This window comes from Paucisalibacillus algeriensis, assembly GCF_000577245.1.
In the GTDB taxonomy this organism is placed as follows: domain Bacteria; phylum Bacillota; class Bacilli; order Bacillales; family Amphibacillaceae; genus Ornithinibacillus.
The window spans coordinates 125532-146981 of the sequence record NZ_CBYO010000007.1 but is presented as its reverse complement, the minus strand read 5'-3'; the positions used below and the strand labels follow the sequence as shown (position 1 = coordinate 146981).

21 protein-coding genes are annotated in these 21450 nt (G+C 35.2%); 16 read left to right on the top strand and 5 right to left on the bottom strand.

What is annotated here, in order from left to right; translation table 11 throughout:
- Positions 1-59: 59 nt before the first annotated feature.
- The 4 genes from TY11_RS19800 to TY11_RS20050 all read left to right on the top strand — a co-directional run bounded on the left by TY11_RS19800 (position 60) and on the right by TY11_RS20050 (position 1677).
- Positions 60-755, top strand: a complete 696-nt coding sequence (locus tag TY11_RS19800) for a hypothetical protein (protein WP_052345748.1) — start codon at positions 60-62, stop codon at positions 753-755.
- A 230-nt stretch (positions 756-985) separates the two neighbouring features.
- Positions 986-1213, top strand: a complete 228-nt coding sequence (locus TY11_RS05340; protein ID WP_042143681.1) for a DUF1659 domain-containing protein — start codon at positions 986-988, stop codon at positions 1211-1213.
- Positions 1214-1249: 36 nt separating this feature from the next.
- Positions 1250-1465, top strand: a complete 216-nt coding sequence (locus tag TY11_RS05335) for a DUF2922 domain-containing protein (protein WP_042143678.1) — start codon at positions 1250-1252, stop codon at positions 1463-1465.
- A gap of 77 nt (positions 1466-1542) precedes the next feature.
- Complete coding sequence (locus tag TY11_RS20050; protein WP_081755836.1) at positions 1543-1677, top strand: YvrJ family protein; 135 nt, start codon at positions 1543-1545, stop codon at positions 1675-1677.
- A gap of 167 nt (positions 1678-1844) precedes the next feature.
- Here TY11_RS20050 and TY11_RS05330 read toward each other — a convergent pair whose 3' ends face one another.
- Complete coding sequence (locus tag TY11_RS05330) at positions 1845-3023, bottom strand: CDP-glycerol glycerophosphotransferase family protein (RefSeq protein WP_042143677.1); 1179 nt, start codon at positions 3021-3023, stop codon at positions 1845-1847.
- Complete coding sequence (gene tagD, locus TY11_RS05325; RefSeq protein ID WP_042143675.1) at positions 3016-3414, bottom strand: glycerol-3-phosphate cytidylyltransferase; 399 nt, start codon at positions 3412-3414, stop codon at positions 3016-3018. Before tagD ends, TY11_RS05330 begins: the two co-directional genes overlap by 8 nt.
- Before the next feature lie 168 nt (positions 3415-3582).
- On the opposite strand from tagD, the gene TY11_RS05320 reads away from it, so the two are divergent.
- The 3 genes from TY11_RS05320 to TY11_RS05310 all read left to right on the top strand — a co-directional run bounded on the left by TY11_RS05320 (position 3583) and on the right by TY11_RS05310 (position 6132).
- Entirely contained in the window at positions 3583-4389 is an 807-nt protein-coding gene (locus TY11_RS05320) for an ABC transporter permease (RefSeq protein WP_042143673.1), read from the top strand.
- A gap of 19 nt (positions 4390-4408) precedes the next feature.
- Positions 4409-5203 (top strand): teichoic acids export ABC transporter ATP-binding subunit TagH, encoded by a 795-nt coding sequence (tagH, locus tag TY11_RS05315; RefSeq protein ID WP_042143670.1) that lies wholly within the window; start codon positions 4409-4411, stop codon positions 5201-5203.
- 161 nt (positions 5204-5364) lie between these two features.
- On the top strand, positions 5365-6132 hold the full coding sequence (locus TY11_RS05310; protein WP_042143668.1) for a WecB/TagA/CpsF family glycosyltransferase: 768 nt from the start codon (positions 5365-5367) through the stop codon (positions 6130-6132).
- 9 nt (positions 6133-6141) lie between these two features.
- Here the strand turns inward: TY11_RS05310 and TY11_RS05305 are convergent, their stop codons facing one another.
- Positions 6142-7209, bottom strand: coding sequence for an LCP family protein (locus tag TY11_RS05305; protein ID WP_052345747.1), 1068 nt, complete (start codon positions 7207-7209; stop codon positions 6142-6144).
- A gap of 195 nt (positions 7210-7404) precedes the next feature.
- Between TY11_RS05305 and TY11_RS05300 the strand changes: the two genes are divergently transcribed.
- From TY11_RS05300 to TY11_RS05285, 4 genes are read left to right on the top strand one after another with little or no spacing between them, the layout of a single operon-like run.
- The gene (locus tag TY11_RS05300; RefSeq protein ID WP_042143665.1) at positions 7405-8094 is read left to right on the top strand and encodes an IspD/TarI family cytidylyltransferase; all 690 of its coding nucleotides are present in this window, start codon (positions 7405-7407) and stop codon (positions 8092-8094) included.
- Positions 8094-8831, top strand: coding sequence for an SDR family oxidoreductase (locus tag TY11_RS05295; protein ID WP_042143664.1), 738 nt, complete (start codon positions 8094-8096; stop codon positions 8829-8831). Before TY11_RS05300 ends, TY11_RS05295 begins: the two co-directional genes overlap by 1 nt.
- A gap of 16 nt (positions 8832-8847) precedes the next feature.
- Entirely contained in the window at positions 8848-10140 is a 1293-nt protein-coding gene (locus TY11_RS05290; RefSeq protein WP_042143662.1) for a CDP-glycerol glycerophosphotransferase family protein, read from the top strand.
- Positions 10140-11300 (top strand): CDP-glycerol glycerophosphotransferase family protein, encoded by a 1161-nt coding sequence (locus TY11_RS05285; RefSeq protein WP_197025059.1) that lies wholly within the window; start codon positions 10140-10142, stop codon positions 11298-11300. The genes TY11_RS05290 and TY11_RS05285 overlap by 1 nt, the downstream gene beginning before the upstream one ends.
- A gap of 398 nt (positions 11301-11698) precedes the next feature.
- On the opposite strand, the gene TY11_RS05280 is transcribed toward TY11_RS05285, so the two are convergent.
- A complete protein-coding gene (locus TY11_RS05280; protein WP_042143660.1) occupies positions 11699-12835 on the bottom strand; it encodes a response regulator transcription factor in 1137 nt (378 codons plus the stop codon).
- Between the two features lie 4 nt (positions 12836-12839).
- On the bottom strand, positions 12840-14612 hold the full coding sequence (locus TY11_RS05275) for a cache domain-containing sensor histidine kinase (protein ID WP_042143659.1): 1773 nt from the start codon (positions 14610-14612) through the stop codon (positions 12840-12842).
- 123 nt (positions 14613-14735) lie between these two features.
- On the opposite strand from TY11_RS05275, the gene TY11_RS05270 reads away from it, so the two are divergent.
- From TY11_RS05270 to TY11_RS05250, 5 genes are all read left to right on the top strand, one after another.
- Complete coding sequence (locus TY11_RS05270) at positions 14736-15752, top strand: ABC transporter substrate-binding protein (RefSeq protein ID WP_042143656.1); 1017 nt, start codon at positions 14736-14738, stop codon at positions 15750-15752.
- A 61-nt stretch (positions 15753-15813) separates the two neighbouring features.
- On the top strand, positions 15814-16938 hold the full coding sequence (locus TY11_RS05265) for an ABC transporter ATP-binding protein (RefSeq protein WP_042143654.1): 1125 nt from the start codon (positions 15814-15816) through the stop codon (positions 16936-16938).
- Positions 16901-18571 (top strand): ABC transporter permease, encoded by a 1671-nt coding sequence (locus TY11_RS05260; RefSeq protein WP_042143652.1) that lies wholly within the window; start codon positions 16901-16903, stop codon positions 18569-18571. Before TY11_RS05265 ends, TY11_RS05260 begins: the two co-directional genes overlap by 38 nt.
- A 247-nt stretch (positions 18572-18818) precedes the next feature.
- Positions 18819-20252, top strand: a complete 1434-nt coding sequence (locus TY11_RS05255; protein ID WP_042143651.1) for a phosphoglucomutase/phosphomannomutase family protein — start codon at positions 18819-18821, stop codon at positions 20250-20252.
- A 25-nt stretch (positions 20253-20277) separates the two neighbouring features.
- Positions 20278-21441 carry an extracellular solute-binding protein gene (locus TY11_RS05250; protein ID WP_042143649.1) on the top strand — a complete coding sequence of 388 codons (1164 nt, stop codon included), beginning with the start codon at positions 20278-20280 and terminating at the stop codon, positions 21439-21441.
- Positions 21442-21450: the final 9 nt, after the last annotated feature.

The window sequence follows — 21450 nt, the reverse complement described above, 5'->3', positions numbered from 1 at the left end:
TATAGTTAAATAGAATTACTTATATTCATACATAAAACTTAGAAACTAGGGGGGATAACTTGAAGATTAATAAAGAAGCAGTGGGGATTCTTGCATCGATTTTATTAGCAATTCCGTTACTTGGTGGAGGGTTTTGGATTATCAAAAGTTTAGCGGATCAACCCGTTAAAACTGTTGTAGGAAATATGCCATCTGAAACTATTGATGAAGATCCTGAGAATAATAATGACCAAAAGGGCGATATAGTAGATAATGAAGAAATGCTAGAAAAAAGTATAGAGAAACAAGACAGTATAGATGCCGAACAAAATAATGATGAACAAATGAATTTGGTAGAAAACGAAGAAGAAGAAGAGCCTAAAATAGACCCGCAAATATCAAATAGTCAGGAATCAACTAATTCAAGCTCCCCAGTTATTGTTGATACGGAGCAAAAGGAAACACCAATTAATTCATCATCTCCTAAACAAGAGACTGGAAAGGAAGATGGTAAAACATCGTCATCTTCAGGAAACACAAAGGATGATTCGAAACCAAAGCCAGATTCGAAACCAAAGCCAGATCCGAAGCCAGATCCGAAGCCAGATCCAGATTCGAAGCCAAAGCCAGATTCGAAGCCAAAGCCAGATCCGAAACCAGAACCAGAACCAGAACCAGAACCGGAACCAGAACCGACACCAGACCCAACACCGAATCCAGGTGACTCCCCAGAAGGTGGCCCTGGAAATTATGATCCTAGTGATGCTTTAGGGTAATACCCACTATAGAATTTATAAGTAATAATAATATTGCCTTTTAGAAATGTTTAAATTTCTAGAAGGCTTTTTTATGCCGTCTTCAATAAGGTAAGAAATATTCACGGAACTTTTCACCTTCTATCTATATAATCGATTATTCCTCACCAAAGTGTAACTAGTTATATAAATTTCTTTTGCCACCTTCTTCAGCCTTCCACCGATTATAAGTGTGAAAGGAGGTGCTAACCATGGCAGTAGCAGATATGAAAAATTCTCAGCTGCGTCTTGTGCTTCACGATGGCAACGATCCGGTTTCTGGTGATCCAGTATATAAAGCGAAAAGCTTTAATAACGTGAAGACAGATGCAACTGCAGATCAACTGTATGCAATCGCAAACGCTTTTGCGGGATTGCAAGATCGCCCATTATTCAATATTGAGCGTAAAGACAGTTCTGACATTCGTTCAGGAGAGTAAGGTTTCATAAAAATTTAGGGGAAAGGAGGTCCATTCATGAAAACCTTAGAATTAAAGTTTGAAAATGCTGATGGCAAAATCGTTACTTATTCATTGGAGCAACCAATTGAACCGGTTGACCCTGTCACTGTAACTGCAGCGATGGATACGATTATTGCAGAAAATGCTTTTACATCTAATGGCGGTAATTTAGTCGCTAAGAAAAGCGCTCGCGTTGTGGAACGTAATGTTGAAGATATTGAATTAGTTTAATGCTGGAGGGAGGAAGTTGCTTCGGGGAGTTTCCCCTAAGTAGCTTCCTTTTTTCTTAAAGGAGGAGGTGAATAAACTTGGAAAATTGGATATCAATCATTACAGAGGTGGGCTTTCCTATTGCGGTGACATTTTATTTATTACACCGGATCGAAGGAAAACTCAATACGTTGATTGAGTCGATTCATGCGTTGCCCGAGAGGATGAAGTAAGAGTAGTTCCTATAGATTGATGAGAGACTATCATTCAAAAGGGGAAAAAATTTATTACAATGAAATACTTTTTGGTAATTCATAAAACCACTGAAATTTTTATCAGTGGTTTCTAATATTATTAAAAGGTAGCAAATATGTTAGTACATTTTTTATCCGCTATTCTATTAACTAATTTTTATAGCATCCGTCTGCTTATCAGTTTGGGTTATAAACTTTGCCAAGTTCATACTTGAATTACCCTTTGAATATTCATTCCAATCGTTTGCGAAGGATTTTATTATGCTTCTACTAAATTTGTTTTCTTTTATGGCAGCAATAATTTCTTCGTTTGTTTGGATAATAGGTCCTGGCATAGATATTTCATAATCATTCATTAGACCGCGAATTGATCGGTATTCAACTAAATCATAAGCAAAAAATAAGATGGGTTTCCCTAAAAGGGCATATTCAAATGGTATCGATGAATAATCGGTTATTAGAATATCGGTATTAAAGAGTAAATGGTTCACGTCGTGGTAATCAGATACATCAATAACAAAGTCAGAATGGAACTCTGCTAGATTATAAGATACTGCTGGATGGACTTTTAGCCAAAGTACATACTCGGAAGATAAATGCTCCTCCAATAATGATAAGTCCAACTGAATATTATAGTTCTCTAACTCATGATCTCGAAAAGTTGGTGCATAGAGAATAACTTTTTTTCCATTAACTGATTGGATTTTACGTAATTGTTGTTGTATTACTAGTTTTTCATAAGGGTCATAAAAAATGTCCGTTCTCGGAATACCAATACGAAGAATTGTCTCATCGGGTATTTCGAAGCTTTTACGAAATATAGAAGCCATTCTTTCGGAGCCAACAATTATATAATTAAAACGACTGTAAACCCTCATAAAACGTTTTTTTGCTTTAATTCCTCGCTTTTCAGTTGAAGGATCCTGTAATCCAAAATACTTTATAGCCCCATTTGCATGCCAAAGCTGAATGCATGTAGTTTCCTCTTTAAAGTTTGTAACGGCCAAAAAACCATAATAATTATCTACCAATACAGTTGTTGCTGTTGCGAGATGATAAATGGAACGTAAATAGGAAATCGGGTGATGAAGGGTAAATGAAATAACAATACCAGTTGAATTATTGAATGGGTACTTACAGGATCTTCCTTTTAAAATGACAATTTTTTCTTCAGAAAGTTTCCTTAAGGCTCTCGTAGTATAAAAAATATTATCTCCAAAAGAAGCAACGCAAACGGTTTTCTTTTGGATTGGAAAAAATTTTGCCATCGTAAAGAGCATATGGAATACGAAAAGGTAGAACGTTATTAAAATTTCTCTAACCATTTTTCACCTGTTGTAAGTCTATCTTAATTTTGGTCGTTGAGATATCAACTGTTCTAGGCAAATAGATAACCTCACAGTATTCTTTTAAAAAGTCAAACTTACCCTTCCAATCATCCCCCATTACAAATAAATCAATGTTATGATTCATCACATCATCAACCTTTTGTTCCCAATTGCTTTCTGGTATTACCTCATCTACATAACGAATGGCTTCCAAGATGACTTTTCTATTTTCGTAGCTATGATAGGATAATTTATTTTTAATTTCATTGAACTCGTCAGTGGAAACGCCCACGATTAGATAATCGCCTAGTTCCTTGGCACGTTTTAATAAGTTGATATGGCCATTATGAATTAAGTCAAACGTACCGTACGTAATAACTTTTTTCATTAGTCATTTCCCCCAATTCTCCATTTCGCTACTCCGGGTGAAGGTAAATATTTTGTCTTAATCATATCATAACTTTACAAAATATTAACAATAAATTTACAATTGTTATAATATTGAGTTAAGATAGGTAATAAAAGATCTTATATACATTTTGGAAGGGATTCGCATATGAAGGCAGTATTTAAGGTGCTAGCAGAACAAATACAATATTTTTATTTATTGAGAAGACTTTCTTGGTATGAAATTAAAAGTAACAATAAAATGACATACTTAGGATTGGCATGGGAGGTCATAAATCCGGCTATTCAAATAGCTATCTATTGGTTTATCTTTGGCTATGGTATTAGAGAGGGTGAGGAAGTAGATGGAGATCCTTTCTTTCAATGGATGTTATCGGGGATTATTATCTGGTTCTTCTTTAACCCATCGATTATCGAAAGCTCAAAGTCGATTTATCAACGTGTGCAGATGTTATCGAAAATGAACTTTCCAATGAGCTTAATTCCTAATATTGTTATTTTTTCTAAGTTTTATTCCCATATCGGCTTAATCATAATCACGATAATAATATTGAACTTCACCGGTTATCCAGTAACAATCTATTACCTGCAATTACCTGTATTTATCTTTGCAACCTATCTTTTTATTTTTTCTTTATCCTTAATCACTTCCACATTAAACACGTTTATTCGTGATTTGCAGATGCTACTTCAGGCATTATTACGCATGCTTTTATATATGACCCCAATTTTATGGGTTACATTTTCATTGCCTGACTGGATTCAACGTGTGATGAAATTGAATCCACTGTATTATCTTGTGGAAGGGTATCGAGCAGCATTGTTAGGTAAGGAATGGTATATCTTAGAAAACTTAGGATACTCCCTATACTTTTGGGGAATTACACTACTACTTTTAGTAGTAGGGGCTAAGCTGCATACGACGTTTAGACGAAGATTTATAGATTTTATTTAAGAGGATAGAAGGGTTGTATATGGAGAAAACTATTTCGGTTAAACATGTAACCAAGAAGCACAAACTATATGAAGGAACTTCGGAAAAGTTAAAGGATATTTTCCTCCCTAAGAGCTACGGAGAGGATTTTTATGCATTACAGGATGTTAATTTTGAGGCATATGAAGGAGAAGTTGTTGGTTTTGTAGGAATTAATGGAGCAGGGAAGTCAACATTATCCAATGTTATTGCTGGAATTCTTCCTGAGACTTCAGGCACTGTTGAAGTGAAAGGGGAAGTATCGTTAATCGCTATTTCATCCGGATTAAAAGGTAACTTAACAGGTCGAGAGAATATTGAACTGAAGTGTCTCATGCTTGGATTTTCTAAGAAAGAAATACAGGACTTAGAACCCGAAATTATTGAATTTGCTGAAATTGGGAAGTTTATTGATCAGCCAGTCAAATCGTACTCCAGTGGAATGAAATCACGATTGGGTTTTGCAATCTCTGTTACCATCGATCCAGACATTATCATCATTGATGAAGCATTGTCAGTTGGAGATAAGGCATTTTCTGCAAAGGCTTTTCAGAAGATGAACATGTTTAAAGAAAAAGGGAAGACTATTATTTTTGTTAGTCATTCTATCAAGGATATGAAAAAATTTGCTGACAAAATTCTATGGTTAGAATTTGGTAGGGTAAAAGCATATGGACCAACCAGTGAAATATTACCCCAATACGAAGCATTTATCACGACCTATAAAACGATGACAAAGGTAGAAAAAGAGAAATATAAGGAAGAAGCTTTAAGTTATGGAATTTTTGCTAAGTAAATAATGGGACCATTACTGCCAACAATTGTAAAGTGACTTTGTCCATGTATGAGATTTTATATCTGAATATTAACTCTTTTTAGTTGTATATATTTTAATAATAGCATTCTAAGAATCTGACAGAGCGATTAAATAAACTTACCAATGAAAGGTTGTTTGTTATGTCAGTAAATTTGAAACAGGCTAGAGTAGATCCAATTATTGGTAATAGTAAGCCAGTTACCATTATGAATATTAACTTTACTAGTTTATCAAAGCAGGAGTTGTTAACAGAATGTTTGTTTCCTGTATTAATGAGTAGGTCCAAATGCTTTATTGTAACTGCAAATCCCGAAATTGTAATGAATACTAGGGATATACCGGGATATAAACAGATTGTTCAATCAGCTGACATTGTCGTACCAGATGGAGCAGGAATTGTTATGGCTGCAAAATACTTGAAGCTACCTATTCAAGAACGAATTCCAGGGTTTGAATTAATGCTAGATTTACTTGAATTTGCTAATGAACAAAACCTTTCCTGTTATTTTCTTGGTGCAACAGAAAAAACAAGTTCAAAGTTTATAAGAGAAATTAATAAATCCTATCCTAATATTCAAATTGCTGGTTTTCATCATGGTTATTTTAAAGATGATAAGATGATTGTGAAGCAGATCTCCGAGTCGACACCCGATATTGTATTTGTAGCAATGGGATCACCGAAACAAGATGAATGGATTACTTCTACATATGGACAATTTTCGAAGGGATTATTTATGGGGGTTGGAGGAAGCTTTGATGTGATTGCTGGTGAGGTGAAGCGGGCACCAGATAAATGGATTAAATTAAACCTTGAGTGGCTTTATAGACTGCTGAAACAACCATTTCGCTTGAAGAGAATAGTACGTTCGTTTGCATTCTTAATATTGGTTATGGTGAAGAAGGAGTGAGTATTGGATTCACTCCTTCAAGTAATTTCCACTTGAATTCAGTTCCATACTAGCGTTCGGATAACGGTCTGTGTCTATGGGTAAATCCATATGTTCCCTAAGTTCTTTTTCGACTGCTAATCTACTATCTTCATGAACTTGATAATACCATAACCCATCATCCATATAGCCTCCATTTCCTTCTAGAGTGATCGACTGAATAGCGAGGTTCTGTTTTAATCCATAGGATAGGAATGATCTCATTTCATCAAATTGTAAGTTGGTTATCATATTATTCCCAACCGCCTCTATAAGATCACCCAATTTGAATAAGGATGAAATGGAGGCAGTTCGTTTAACAATGGATTTAATTAATTCCTGTTGGCGTTGTCCACGTTCAATATCACTGTCATATTTTCTCGTTCTGGCTAAAGCAAGTGCCTCTTCCCCAGTTAGCTTTTGATAGCCAGCATTGAGATGAATAGCATTTGCTCGGTCCTTTGAATCCATCTCATACAATTCAAATGGCACATCATAGTAAACTCCATCTAATGTTTCTACTACTTGAATAAATGCTTCGAAATTTAGACGAATATAGTAATCGACTGGCACATTTAAAAAATTTTCAACTGTTTCAATTGATGCTTTCGGTCCACCATGAAAGTGTGCATGGTTTATTTTTGTATAGGCGTTTATCTCTGGTACAAATGTATGTGTATCACGGGGGATACTAACTAATTTAACATTTCCTTGCTCCTTGTTAAATGTGGCAAGAATGAGGACATCTGAGCGGCTTTTTTCCTCAAAGCCACGTTTTGCACTATCATCGACACCAATAATTAAAATAGACACATTATCCTCTATCGGGTTTACGGCTTCTTCCCGTAAATTTGAAGCGGCGTTATTTTCCGAAGTCCCTCTTTCAATTTCTTCATAAGAATCTTGTACAACTGCCTCAGCCTTACTATACAAATAAACCCCATAGATAGTAATTGCAAAGACGATAGACGAAAGTGAGAGCAGGATTGTAAGCCATATTTTCTTTTTCTTACTTATTGGGTCCTTAGTTTTTACGTTTTCTGGTTTTTTTTGAAACATGGAATAATCCCTCATTATTATATATTAAATCTAGTTTACTATTTCATCTGTTATTAGTAAATTATAAATTTTATAAAAATAGATAGGGAGAAATTTGTCGAAAAATTATTTTGTAAAATTTTTGTAAATTTTTTGTTAAATCTGTATAATGGAAATTAAATATTCACACTATTCCTAACTTTGGAGGTTACATAGATGTCACAGTTCAGCTTTATTTTACTTTCAGGTGGTATTGGAAAACGAATGCAATTAAATATTCCAAAGCAATTTCTGTTACTTGCTGGAAAGCCAATATTTATACATGTACTGGAAAAAATCGATACCATTGAAGAAATAAAGGAAATCATTATCCCATGCCCTGATGATTTTCTAGAAAAAACAATGGATACCGTTAATGAATATGGGTTTTCAACACCTATTCGCTGTATAGTTGGGGGGGATTCGAGACAGGAATCGGTTTATAAGGGATTGAAAGAGACCTCCTTTGAACAGGTCATTATTCATGAAGCTGTAAGGCCATTTGTTACTCGGGAAGAATTTAAAGCATTAATTGAAGCGGAAAATGAAAGTGTAATCTATGGGCTAGACATTCCTTTTACCGTTCTAAAAGGAAATACAATTGTTGAAGAAAATTTAGAACGCAATAAATTAGTGAACGTACAGCTACCCCATAAATTTAATACAAAAAAATTATTGTATGCCCATGAATGTGCTAGGGAGGATATCCTAGATTTTACTGAAGATGCTAGCCTTTATTTTCATTACTTTAGTTCGGAGATAAGGATTTTAAAGGGAAGTGAATATAACATCAAGATAACCAAGCCAATTGATCGAAAAATTGCAGAGGCAATTTATAAAGATTCTATTTTAATGGAGGGATATTAATGTCAAAGACGGTTATTGTTACTGGTGCAAGTCGAGGAATAGGAAGGGCTATTGCAATTGCTCTTAGCGAAAGGGAAGACATAGCTAACTTTGTATTACTTTCAAGGACTGCAGAAGGATTAGAAGAAACCTCCAACATGATGAACCCCAATAAGAATATTGAATACTACCCACTAGATCTGACGGACTATCATGAAGTTAAACAATTAATTCAAGATGTAGGAATCAGGTACAATACCATTGATATGCTTATAAATGTTGCAGGCTATGCCAATCCAAAGTCAATACTCGAAACATCTATTGATGATTGGGAAAAAACGTACAAGATTAATGTACATTCGTTATTCAATATAACAAAGGAATCCGTTAAATTTATGAAAAAGACCGGTGGAAAGATATTAAATGTTGCTTCTACTGCTGGTAGCTCTGCAAGACCTGGTTGGCTTGCATACGCTTCTTCTAAAGCAGCACTTATTAATATTTCTCAGACCTTATCGGAGGAGCTATCCGAATATGGCATCCTTGTATATTGCATTTCTCCTGGACGTTGTGCAACGGAACTTCGTAAAGTTTTAGCACCGGATGAGGATCCATCCACGATTATGCAACCCGAGCATGTAGGAGAGGTTGTCAATCAATTATTATCAGACAACGGGATTTGTTTAGATGGTCAAAACATTGTTGTTCGGAAGCAAGTTAGTAATAAGAAAGAACTACAGATTAAACAAACAACTTAATTGAGGCGATAGTTTTATGAGTGCGATTCAAATGGAATACCTTCAAGTATTATTACTTGTATTAATCTTCCTATCTATAAATATAAAGTTTTTAAAGAAATGCAGATTAATAGGAAAGAGAACAATTGTAGTTTTCATACGTTTCCTTTCAAAGTTAATACCTCGGAAGACAAATCTAGTCGTATTTGGTGGTGAAAGTGGGCGCGGCTTCCGTGGGAATACGAAATATCTATTTATGGAGATGAATCAGAACCCCCATATTAGATGTGTCTGGATTACTAAGTCAAATGAAGTTGTGAATCAAATGACTAGTCTTGGATATGAAGTGTACAAACATCATAGTTTAAAAGGCATTTATTATCAGTTACGTGCTAAATTAATCATTCATTCCCATTCTATTAACGACGATTTTGAGAAGGCATTACTAGGCGGTGCAATTTCTTATAATACATGGCATGGAGTAGGGTTGAAAAAGGTATGGGGGGCTAATAAAAGTACTTTCTCCTATAAGATTTTACATGAAAAAAGTAAGATCAAACGATTCTTTGGTAAATTTGTAGTAAATCTAAATTTAACGAAAGAGAATTACGTTATTTCAACGAGTCCACGTGTGTCATCCTATTATCCTGAAACCTTTCTTGTTCCGAAAGAAAACGTGATCGAACTTGGCCAAGTGCGGAATGATGTTTTCTTCAAAACAACAGAAGAGGATGCTGGCATTCCAGAATGGATGCAAAATGAAAAGGTAATTTTATATATGCCGACCCACCGTAAGTTTGGTAAGCTTGAAACAGATATTAATCTAGTAATAGATTTCCAGAGATTAAATGAGCTATGTACAAGGTTGGGATATAAATTTTTGGTTAAGCGTCATATGTTTAGTAGCGGGCAAGTGCCAACCATCTATGAAAATATTATAGATATAAGTAATTCTTCCTACGATCCTCAGCTTTTATTGAAGTACACCGATATTCTTGTAACGGACTATTCAAGCTGCTACACAGATTATTTATTGTTGAATCGTCCAGTACTGTTTTATAGCTATGATTTAGATAAGTATTTAAAACAGTCCAATGAAATGTATTTTAATTACTTTGATGTAACTCCTGGACCAAAGGCTAATGACTTTACCACTTTTCTGTATGAATTGGAAAGTGCAATAGAAGACCCGGAAAAGTTTAAAGAAGATAGAAAACGAGTGCTTGATATTTTCTACTCTAAGGAAAATCAACAGGAGGTTTTACAAAAACAAATAGATTTTATCTATAATAAATTTCTTCAAACAACAACGATTAAGGGAAGTAAATGATGAAGCAATTACGACTTATGCCTACTATTCTAGTAAAATACTTCTTACGAGGCTTGCATGGTTTTTTTTCCTTTTTGTTCAAAGTGAATAGGAAGAAAATAACGTTTGCTTCCTATCGTTCTAATCATTTAAGAGATAACTTGTTCTACGTAAGTGAAGAAATAAAAAAGAACTATTCCTCTTATAAGATTGTATATTTATTAAAAAAATTTGATTCCTCAGGCTTCGGAAAAATCAACTATTTGATTCATATGGTAAAGGCATGCTTCCATTTAGCAACATCACGGTATTTTATTATAGACGATTATTATTTTCCAATATATGTGATAAAACCAAGGAAAGATATGGACATCATTCAATTATGGCATAGCTCTGGTGCGTTTAAAAAGTTTGGTTTAAGTACTGTCGGGAAATCGTTTGGGCCGAGTACTACTTATCTCAAACAGGTTAACATTCATGGAAACTATTCAAAGACCTATGTTAGTTCTAAGGAGGTAATCCCGTATTTTGCAGAGGCATTTGGTATGGCACATGATCAGATAAAGCCATTAGGTGTCCCTAGGACTGATTTTTTTTATAAACAAGAATGGAAAGATAAAACAACCAGAAAATTTTATAAGAAATATCCATTGCTAAAAGAAAAAAAGATAATTCTTTATGCTCCAACTTTTAGAGGGAAGAGTCATTATCAAGAAGCATTTCAAATACCATTTGATACATGGGATATGAGAAGTAGACTGCAGGATAATCATGCCTTACTTGTTCACTTGCATCCATACATGAGGACAGATAGGAAGATTGAAGCGGATGGTTTCGTTTATCATCTTGATAATGCGTTTACGATACAGGAGTTATTAGTTCTAACAGATATTTTAATTACAGATTATTCGACTGTATTTTTTGACTTTAGCTTGCTGGATCGTCCAATCATATTTTATCCCTATGACCTAAAAGATTATAAACAGGATCGTGATTTTTATTATGATTATGAAGAAATGATACCAGGCCCAATGGTAGTCGATACAGAATCCTTAATCAAAACAATATTGGGGGATGAATCCTATGATCAGTATGACAAAAAGCAATTTGCTAACCGTTTCTTTGATTATCAGGATGGAAAAGCAACGGAGCGAATTGTTGCGGATATTTTTGAGGGATGATTAATGAGGCATATACTGACTAAGTTTTGTAGAATTAAAGGGATAGTCCATCTGGCGTTAAATGTGTGGTGTGCTAACTTGCACGAGGCTAGGGGAAGTTGCGCTGAACTCTGAAGATTTCACATGAGAAATTAGAGTAGAGCGATGGTCATATGAATATGCTGGAATGTGTCTATTGCCATGCGGTAACCTTAAAATGCAGCTCGACATTATTAGTCCCCCATGAGGATCCAACCACACCGGGTGAATACCTGTAACTTACGGGTGACAATTAGCTAATATGAGCGACTTTCTGTACCAGTCGCACGCCAAGCAACCATCTCAAATGCCTCTATAATTACTACATTAGTTTGAGAACGATTTGTCCATAATAGGAGCTCCTTTTCTTTAAAGGAGCTCTAATTATCTTCATTAGTTTGAGACTGTTCACGATACTGAACAGGAGTCTGGCCCGTAAATTTCTTGAATAGTTGACTAAAGTACCTTGATTCTGTATATCCAACTTCATGTGCGATTTCATATGTTTTTAGTGTTGTGGAATGAAGTAGTTGTTTTGCTTCTTCGATTCGTTTTGATGTAATATAATCAACAAAATTCATGTTTGTGTGCTGCTTGAATAATTTACTGAAATAACTATTGCTCATATTTAGCTTTTCCGCCAGTACAGATTGACTGATTGCTTCTTGATAATGGCGATGAATATAGCGGATAACTTCTTCAAAACGCATGGTATACTTTTCGTCATGATACTTATAAATGGTAATGTTCTTTCCATCATAATAGGTGTCGGAAGCGGATCTAGCTTGTTTAAAACTATTAACAAGCTGTTCTAATTCATCGGTAAGTAAGCTTACATGAAGGGTAAGCTTGCAATCCTTACCTTCAAAATTATCCTTCACCATTTTAATCATTTCATCCCAATGTTCCTCACTAGGAATGGAGTGACAAAAATAGACCTGCTGACCAACCTTATCTTCAATTAAGTGTACATGGTCTATCATTAACTGATAAGGCTTTTCATTTTTATAGCGAATCATGATGAATCCGAATCTCGAATGGATACCTTCTTGAGCTTTTAATTTTGTAATAGTTTCCACCGAATTATGCTCGATAATATCTTTAATTAGTAAGGTTATAAGTGCATCTTTTTCCTGCTGTTCGGACCGTAATTCACTTGTAATAGAAAGCATAGTCGCTTTTAACTCATTTATATTGGTTGGTTTTAGTAAAAAGTCATCAGCCCCAAGTTTGATTGCCTTTTGTGCATACTCAAATTCATCATGTCCCGTTAAAAGGACCATTTTAAGTCCAGGAAATAGTGTGCGACATCTATCTATTAATTCTAATCCATTCATTGCGGGCATTCGTATGTCGGTTAGCAATATATCAACATGGGAATTGACCAGTATTTCCAAGGCCTCGTAACCATTCGTCGCTGCCCCAATAACATCAATACCCCAATCCCCCCAAGGTACTGTTCTTTGTAAGCCTTCTCGAATGGTCCATTCATCATCAACAATTAATATGGAAAACATGTTTTTACCCTTCCTTATACGGTATTAATATTTCCACTCTTGTACCTACTTTTTCTTCAGAAGTGAGTGTCCACTGAAATTGATCTCCGTAGCTCAAATACAATCGTTTACGTACATTTTCAATACCGATGCCTAAATCCTCAAATTCTAGTCCTTCCTTTATTTCTCGGTTAACCTGAGCGAATGTTTTTTCATCCATTCCAATCCCATCATCTTGAACGATAATTTGAATATATTCTTGAACTTTACTAATCGTAATATCAATTTGTCCCTTTGATACTTTATTTTCCAATCCATGCACGATCGCATTTTCGACGATTGGCTGTAGCAACAAGGCTGGAATTTTTTGATGTAATACAGATTCTTCAACCGTAAGATGGACATCGAATTTATCCCGATAGCGGAATTCTTGGATTGTTAAATAGTTTTTCAACTGGTTAACGTCCTGCTCAATCGTTACCAAATCCTCGCCTTTCCGTACAGAGTACTTCATAATTTCACTAAGGGAGACGACAATTTTACTAATATCATGAACACCTTCAAGTCTCGCAAGCCAATTGACGGTTTCCAGTGTGTTATACAGGAAATGTGGATTTATTTGGGCACGTAATGCTTTCAGTTCAGAATCCTTCATACGAACCTGTTTTTCATAGTTTTCTTGTATTGATATTTTTAGCCTTTCTAGCATTCGGTTAAAGCGCTTGCCAAAGATTCCAATATCATCATTGTATTTAGTATAAAATCGAACATCGAAATTACCTTTTTCAACTTCCTTCATTAAGTAAATCAACTTATAAAGTGGTTTTGTTATTGTTTTTGACAAATAATAAGCTAGCCATATCGAAAAAATAATTCCAATTAATGCAAAGTTTAAGGTTAGGTTACGAACAAGGTAGTTTTTTTGTTGGATGATATCCATTGGAATAATACTAATCGTTTTGAAGTTCGTACTTTCATCTGTCTGATAGGTTAAAATTGAATCGGTTTCATGCCAATTGAATTTAAAGAATCCTTTTTCACCGTTCACGATACGATTATAATAATCTGTCTCAAGTCTTGTTCCAACGTCAGTTTTATCAGGTTGACTCGAAATGATGTAACCTTGATGATCAAGAAGAAGAAAGTTTTCTCCATTAGAAAAGTTATTTTTTTCATAGATATCCGAAAAAGCAGATTCATAGACATCGACCATTAAGTAACCGATTTTTTCGTTTGTTGTAGAATCTACTAGAATTCTACCTGCTGTAAGTACGATTTCTTGATTATCTACTCGATTAACAGAATAGTTCGTATCCCAAACTAATGAACCTCGAGCATTTTGTGCTTTTCTGAAGACCCCCCATGACTCCCGGATGGAATTATATCGGTTAGGGAGATAGTCATTTGAAAAATACCGATCTCCGTTCAAACCAATAACATAAATATTAACATCCCAATCCTTAACCCCCATGACAGTATCAAAGACATCATTCACATATTCATAGTCCTCGTATTGTTCTTTTAAACTACGATTACTATCTTTCATTAGGATTTCTTGGATTGTATCATTTTTGTAAAAGAAAAGCGTCATTTGCTCAATGTCCTTTAAAAAGTAGGAAACTTGATTGTTAATCGATGTTAATCGTTCTAATTCATTTTCACTAACTTCTTCCTGAAGTAGTTCTGAGAGATAATTAAACGTAAAAAAGCCCAGTAGTAATAATGGGATGAGAGAAGTAATGATAATAATGATAATTAGTTTGCTGCGTAAATTTAGACTATGAAGCTTCCCTATCATTACCCCACCCGCAATCAAGAAAAAAGTTATACATTTTATGAAAAAAATATGATTGTATCCGCTTTCAAAGGTTTGCTATTATCAATATTGTACCATAAATCAAATATTAGGGGGATTTACAAGATGAAGAAATTACTGACTTTTCTAGTCGCTGCTATGCTTCTCATCGTCATTACTGCATGTGGTTCTGATGATAAAGAAACTAGCGAAGATTCAAATTCATTAACCGTGTATTCACCTCACCAAAATGAAATTATTAATCCAATTGTAAAAGAGTTCCAAGATAGAACAGGAATTAAAGTGGATGTTGTTACAGGTGGTACAGGTGAATTATTAAACCGTGTAACAGCTGAGGAAGGTAACCCAGGAGGAGACGTATTCTGGGGTGGGGGTGCCGAATCACTAGAAGCTTTTGGTGACAGCTTTGAAGCGTATAAAACTGCTGAAGATGAAGTAATCCCAGCTGAATTTAAGAGTCCTACTAATATCTGGACTGGTTTCTCAGCGCTACCAATGGTTATCATGTATAACCAAGAAATGGTTGCTGATGCTGATGCACCAAAAAGTTGGAAAGATTTATTAGATGAGCAGTGGACTGGAAAAATTGCTTATGTTGATCCAAGTAAATCAGGTTCTGCTTATACTCAATTAGTAACCATGTTAACTGCATATCAAGATGATAATGATGGTTGGGGATTTGTAGAAGACTTTGTTGCAAATTTAGATGGAACCATTCTATCTAGCTCAAGTGCTGTGCCAAAAGGTGTTGCTGACGGTGAATTCCCAGTTGGTATCACATTAGAAGAAGCTGCTTACCGTTATATCGCTGGTGGGGCTTCCGTAAATGTCAATTATCCAGAAGAAGGAACTTCCGCTGTTCCGGATGGTGTTGCATTAATTAAAGATGCGAAAAATGCAGATAACGCGAAAAAGTTTATTGATTTCTTGGTAAGTAAAGATGTCCAAGAAATGATTGTAGAGGATTTCAGTCGACGTGCTATACGTAATGATGTAAATCCACCGGAAGGATTAATAGGTTCTGATGATATCCCATTAGTTGATTATGACTTTGGTTGGTCTGCGGAGAATAAAGATGATGTTATGAAACAGTTCCAACAAATTTTAGTTGAGCAAGAATAGTAGATAGCTTTTAAGGGATCATGTACTCACTTGATCCCTTTCTTTGAAGGGGGCACTTAAATTGGAAAATCATATTAAAATACAACAAATTAGCAAATACTTTGGCGAAAACAAAGCTATAGACGATATAAATATTGACATCCAAAAAGGAGAATTTTTCACCTTACTTGGGCCAAGTGGATGTGGTAAAACTACTTTACTTCGTACACTTGCGGGATTCTATCAACAAGAAGAAGGTGATTTGTACTTCGGTGACAAACACATGAACAATGTTCCAGCACATAAACGTAATATTGGAATGGTTTTTCAAAACTATGCTATCTTTCCTCATTTAACCGTGTTCGAGAATGTTGCTTATGGCTTGAAAGCAAGAAAGATTAATAAAACAGAGATAAAAGTAAGGGTAACAGAAGCATTAGACATGGTTGAGCTTTCCCATCTTAAAGACCGTCAACCTTCTCAATTGAGTGGTGGTCAGCAACAACGTGTTGCTCTAGCACGGGCAATCGTTATTCATCCAGGCGTATTATTGATGGATGAACCACTTTCCAATCTTGATGCAAAATTAAGAATTAAGATGCGTGAGGATATTAGAAGTCTACAAAAAAGCTTAAATATCACAACTATTTATGTTACTCATGACCAGGAAGAAGCTCTAGCCGTATCAGACAGAATTGCTGTAATGAGCGATGGGAAAGTACAACAAATTGGTAGACCTCATGAGATTTATTTAAGCCCTTCTAATAAGTTTGTTGCGAATTTTATCGGTACAACTAACTTCCTAGATGCAGATTTAAAGGTAGTAGATTCTGAGAAAAATGCAACTGTTTCGGTTGAGGGTGTAACGCTAAAAACAAGACTGTTGCAGAATGCAAAAGGAAAAGCAGTGTATTCGGTTCGACCAGAACAAATTAATATCAAAGAAACTAGTGATGAGAGTTCTACTCTAGTTGATGGGGAAATTCTTGATGCTACCTTCCTTGGAGAGTCTGTTGTGTACAAGATTAGGTTTACTTCTGGAACTCTTATTAGTGCACATGAGCATTCTATTCGTTACAACATGCTTAGGAAGGCGGGGGATAAAGTCAAGGTTGATCTTAATCCGGAAGAAGCGGTTATTTTTAATGAGAGTGGGGAGGAAGTACTAAATGAGCACAAGAACACAAGCCTTAAGGAAACCGTTTAGTCTTCGTCTAGATTTCTGGAATTACGTTACTATAGCGGCATTTATTCTAATTGGTTTTTTCTTAATTTACCCCCTATTTAATATATTTATTAATAGTTTTTGGCAAGACGGAAAAGTATCATTAGAGAACTACAAGGAATTTTTTAGCTATAAATACTATTATTCTGCATTATTTAATAGTTTTATTGTATCGATATCTGCAACCTTCTTTGCCTGTTTATTAGGTATTCCAGTTGCTTATGCAATGTCACGATTTAATATCCCGTTCAAAGGTGTATTCCATATTTTAATTATCTTAACACTATTGTCACCACCTTTTATTGGGGCTTATTCCTGGATTTTAATGCTTGGAAATAACGGTTTTATTACAAACTTTTTGGCTGACTTTGGAATTAAAATTCCATCTATTTATGGATTACACGGAATGATCTGGGTATTTACATTACAGTTCTATCCGCATATTTACTTATACGTATCCGGTGCACTGAAAACTATCGATGTATCTCTTGAAGAAGCATCTGCTAGTCTTGGGGTATCTGGCTTTGAGCGTATTCGCAAAGTAACATTGCCATTAATCTTCCCAACGATTTCAACGGGGGCATTGATGGTATTTATGGCATCTTTTGCTGACTTCGGTACACCAATGCTAATTGGTCAAGGGGAAAAAGTGCTACCAATTCTAGCATATGACCAGTTCATTAGTGAAATGGGATCTAATCCAGCAATGGCTAGTACGTTAAGTATGATTTTACTTGGTGTAACTACATCCGTATTACTATTCCAACGCCATATCGTAAATAGAAAAACGTATACAATGAGTTCATTACGACCACCTAAAGTTATTAAACTAAGTCCACTTAAACGAATTCTAGCAACGTTAATGGTAATGGGTGTCGTTACATTATCGATTATTCCACAGGCGACAGTAATCACGACTTCATTCTTGAAAACGAATGGACCTGTTTTTGTCGGTGGATTTAGTCTAGATAGTTATCGAGAAGTGCTTTACAAAGTTCCTAAAGCAATTCAAAACACATTTATGTATGCGAGTGTAGCGATTGTGATTATGGTTATTGCTGGATTACTACTTTCTTACGTGGTAGTTAGAAAAAAATCTAAGATTACCTCTTTCCTAGATGCCTTAATTATGATTCCTTACGTTATTCCAGGTACTGTTCTAGGTATAAGTTTAATCATTGCCTTTAACAAACCACCAATTGTGCTAACCGGTACATGGGTAATTTTAGTTATTGCATACGTCGTGCGGAAACTACCATACACGATGCGCTCCAGTACTGCCATATTGCATCAGATTGATAAGAGTGTTGAGGAAGCATCTATTAGTTTAGGTGTTCCCCCTATGAAAACGTTCTTTAAGACAACAGCTATTTTGATGATACCGGGAGTGTTATCTGGTGCAATTTTAAGTTGGGTAACAACCATTAACGAATTAAGTTCAACCATCGTGTTGTATTATGGGGCTACTGCAACGATTACTGTTTCAATCTATAGTGAAGTTTTTACATCAAACTTCGGAACAGCAGCGGCGTTAGCATCCATGCTGTCGTTAGCCACGATTATTTCATTGATTATTATTACAATTATTTCTGGTAAGAAGGAGATTTCAGTTTAATCCGGTCCTTAGCCAGTAAGGCCCGAATTGAATTCGGGCCATAATTTTTATAATGGTAATTTGAGGTTAAATGTAGAGGGAAAAAGATTAAAAGGGTAGGAAATGATTAATAGGGTAGTTATAACCATCATTTGGAACGTAAATCGAGGTAGAAATAATTAATAGAGCTGCTCTAAACATCATTTTGAAAGTGATTCTTGAAAGAAATGGAATTAAGCAATTATTAAATTAAAATAGGAGGAGTTACATGATACGGTTTGGAACAGGTGGATGGCGTGATGTTATCGGTGAGAATTTTACTTTTGATAATGTAAGAAAGTTTTCTCAAGGAATTGCTAATCAGGTTTTGCAAAATCGTAAGCAGTCACAGAGGAGTATTGTAATTGGTTATGACAATCGCTTTATGGCAGAGGAGTTTGCTAAAGCATCAGCGGAAGTGTTCGCAGCTAACAACATCCGAGTTATTTTACTTACACCATCCGTCCCAACACCATTAGTAAACTTTGTCACTATTGAAGAAAACGCTGCAGCAGGTTTAACCTTTACAGCAAGTCATAATCCATATATTTATAATGGCATAAAGTATGTTCGTGAAGGTGGCTTACCGGCAACGGAAGATATTACATCTGAGTTGGAAAGAGCAATCAATGTGATTCAAATTGATGAAGTAAAACGAGTGAATTATAACCGTGCCTTGGAGAATAATCTAGTCCTTAGAAAAAATTACACGAATGAATTCATTACTTTTATAGAATCACAAATCAACATGGAGTTAATTAAACAAGCTAACATCAGTGTATTATATGATCCAATGTTCGGTACCGGAGTTAATTCCTTGCTAACGTTATTGGTAGATTCTAGAACAAAGGTCAAAATCATTCATGACAAAGCAGATCCTTTATTTGGGGGACGAGTACCAGCTCCAACCGAGTCATCATTATGGAGGTTAACTGGGATGATGAAAGAAGGCCAATATGATATTGGTATTGCAACGGATGGTGATGGAGACCGGATTGCTATTATTGATGAGAAAGGTTGCTATGTTGATGCTAATGAGATATTAACTCTCTTGTATTATTATCTTATAGAGTATAAAGGAATAAAGGGAAATGTGGTACGAAACATTTCAACTACACATCTACTAGATGATATTGCAGAGCATTATGGATTTGAATGTATTGAAAAACCGGTTGGATTTAAGCATATTGCAGAAGGAATGCTTCAGTCTAATGCGATTATAGGAGGGGAGAGTTCCGGAGGTATAACGATTAAAGGACATCTTTTGGAAAAGGATGCGATACTTTCAGCAGGAATTCTTCTGGAGATGCTTGCCCACACCAAGAAGCCATTAAGTGAAATTCGTCAGGAAATAAATGGAAAGTTTGGTAAGCGATATTTCAAGGAATACAATTATAGTTATGAAGCGGAGTATAAGGAGTATCTTAAATCAGTTATTTCCCATACTCCTGCTGAAGAAATCCGTCAAGGTGATCTCTTGGAATATAAAACCTATGATGGTGTGAAATGGGAGTGGGCTGATGATACGTGGTGTCTTGTTCGCTTTTCGGGAACAGAGCCAGTACTGAGAATTATGGTTGAATCCCCGGCAGATGATAAGATAGAAGAGATCATTCAAAACGTACTAAAGATTATTGAATCTAGTATTTTGAGTCATCATTAATATCTTACCCCGGGAGTTGTGAACCATGAAACTTAAAGTTCTTTTCTTTTTATCTATTGGTATTGTCATTTTATCTGTAATATATATTGTGAATTTAATCAACCAAGACTTTGTATTGAACAAAGAGGATGAATATGAGGATACTATGACGATATGGATTACTACTCCCGGATTAATATCATCTATTGATGGGTTTGAAGAAGCATCTAGGATTAAGGTACATATCAAACAATTTAACAATTGGGAAACATTAATAGATGAATTACTACTCTCCAATGTAGAGGGTAATCTTCCTGATATTATTGAAGTTCATTCAAGTTATGGGTTAGATGAAGTGGTGAATATTGAAAAACCTAAATCAAATGAGGACATTGGCCAAGAACTATTTACTTCTTTTCATGGAGCCACATTAGAAAACTTTCAATATAAGGATGAACTGTATGGGTATCCTTTAGGAGTTAATCTCCCAATCATAATTATTAATCGAACTGTTTTAAATCATCATTTTTCAGAGAAACAATTTCTTTCACCTTTTGACTCTAATGATTCCTTAGAAACATACCAATCCATACAAGAGAGAATAAACAATAACAATAAGGTAAGGCCATTTTGGTTATTCCATTTTGATAAAGAAATTCCGTACTATTGGGATGCCTATCAACAAACAAGAATGGATTCCGTAACTTCCTTTGAAGTATATTGGACTGACTTGGTAAAAAAGTATGGGTTAGTTCCACCGCTTGATGAGCATATGGCCATTACACGATTTTCAAATATGGAGATTGGCGTACTTATCACTACCACAAGTAAATTACAAACGATTCAAGAACTTATTGGTAATACATTTGAGTTTGAAGTGTTGCCTTTGTTTGAAAATGGGCAACCATTGCTTGTATCCGGAAATGGCTTGGTTGCTTTTGGGAATGAGGAAAAGATTAAACGATTTTATGAATTTCTAGCTCATGATGATGTTCAACTAGAAATTTTACAAAATACGGGTTGGATCCCAGCAATGAAAACATCAATGAACAATGTTTCCTTTATAAATCAATTACCAATGGCTAAATATTTGAGCAATCTTGTTCGGGAAAATAATAATTTTCGTGGACAAGGTGTTTCTAACGGAAGAAGAGACATTTGGAATAGAATAAAAGAAAAGGCTCAAGAAATTGAGGAGAGCGCTGAATAAAGGAGAATT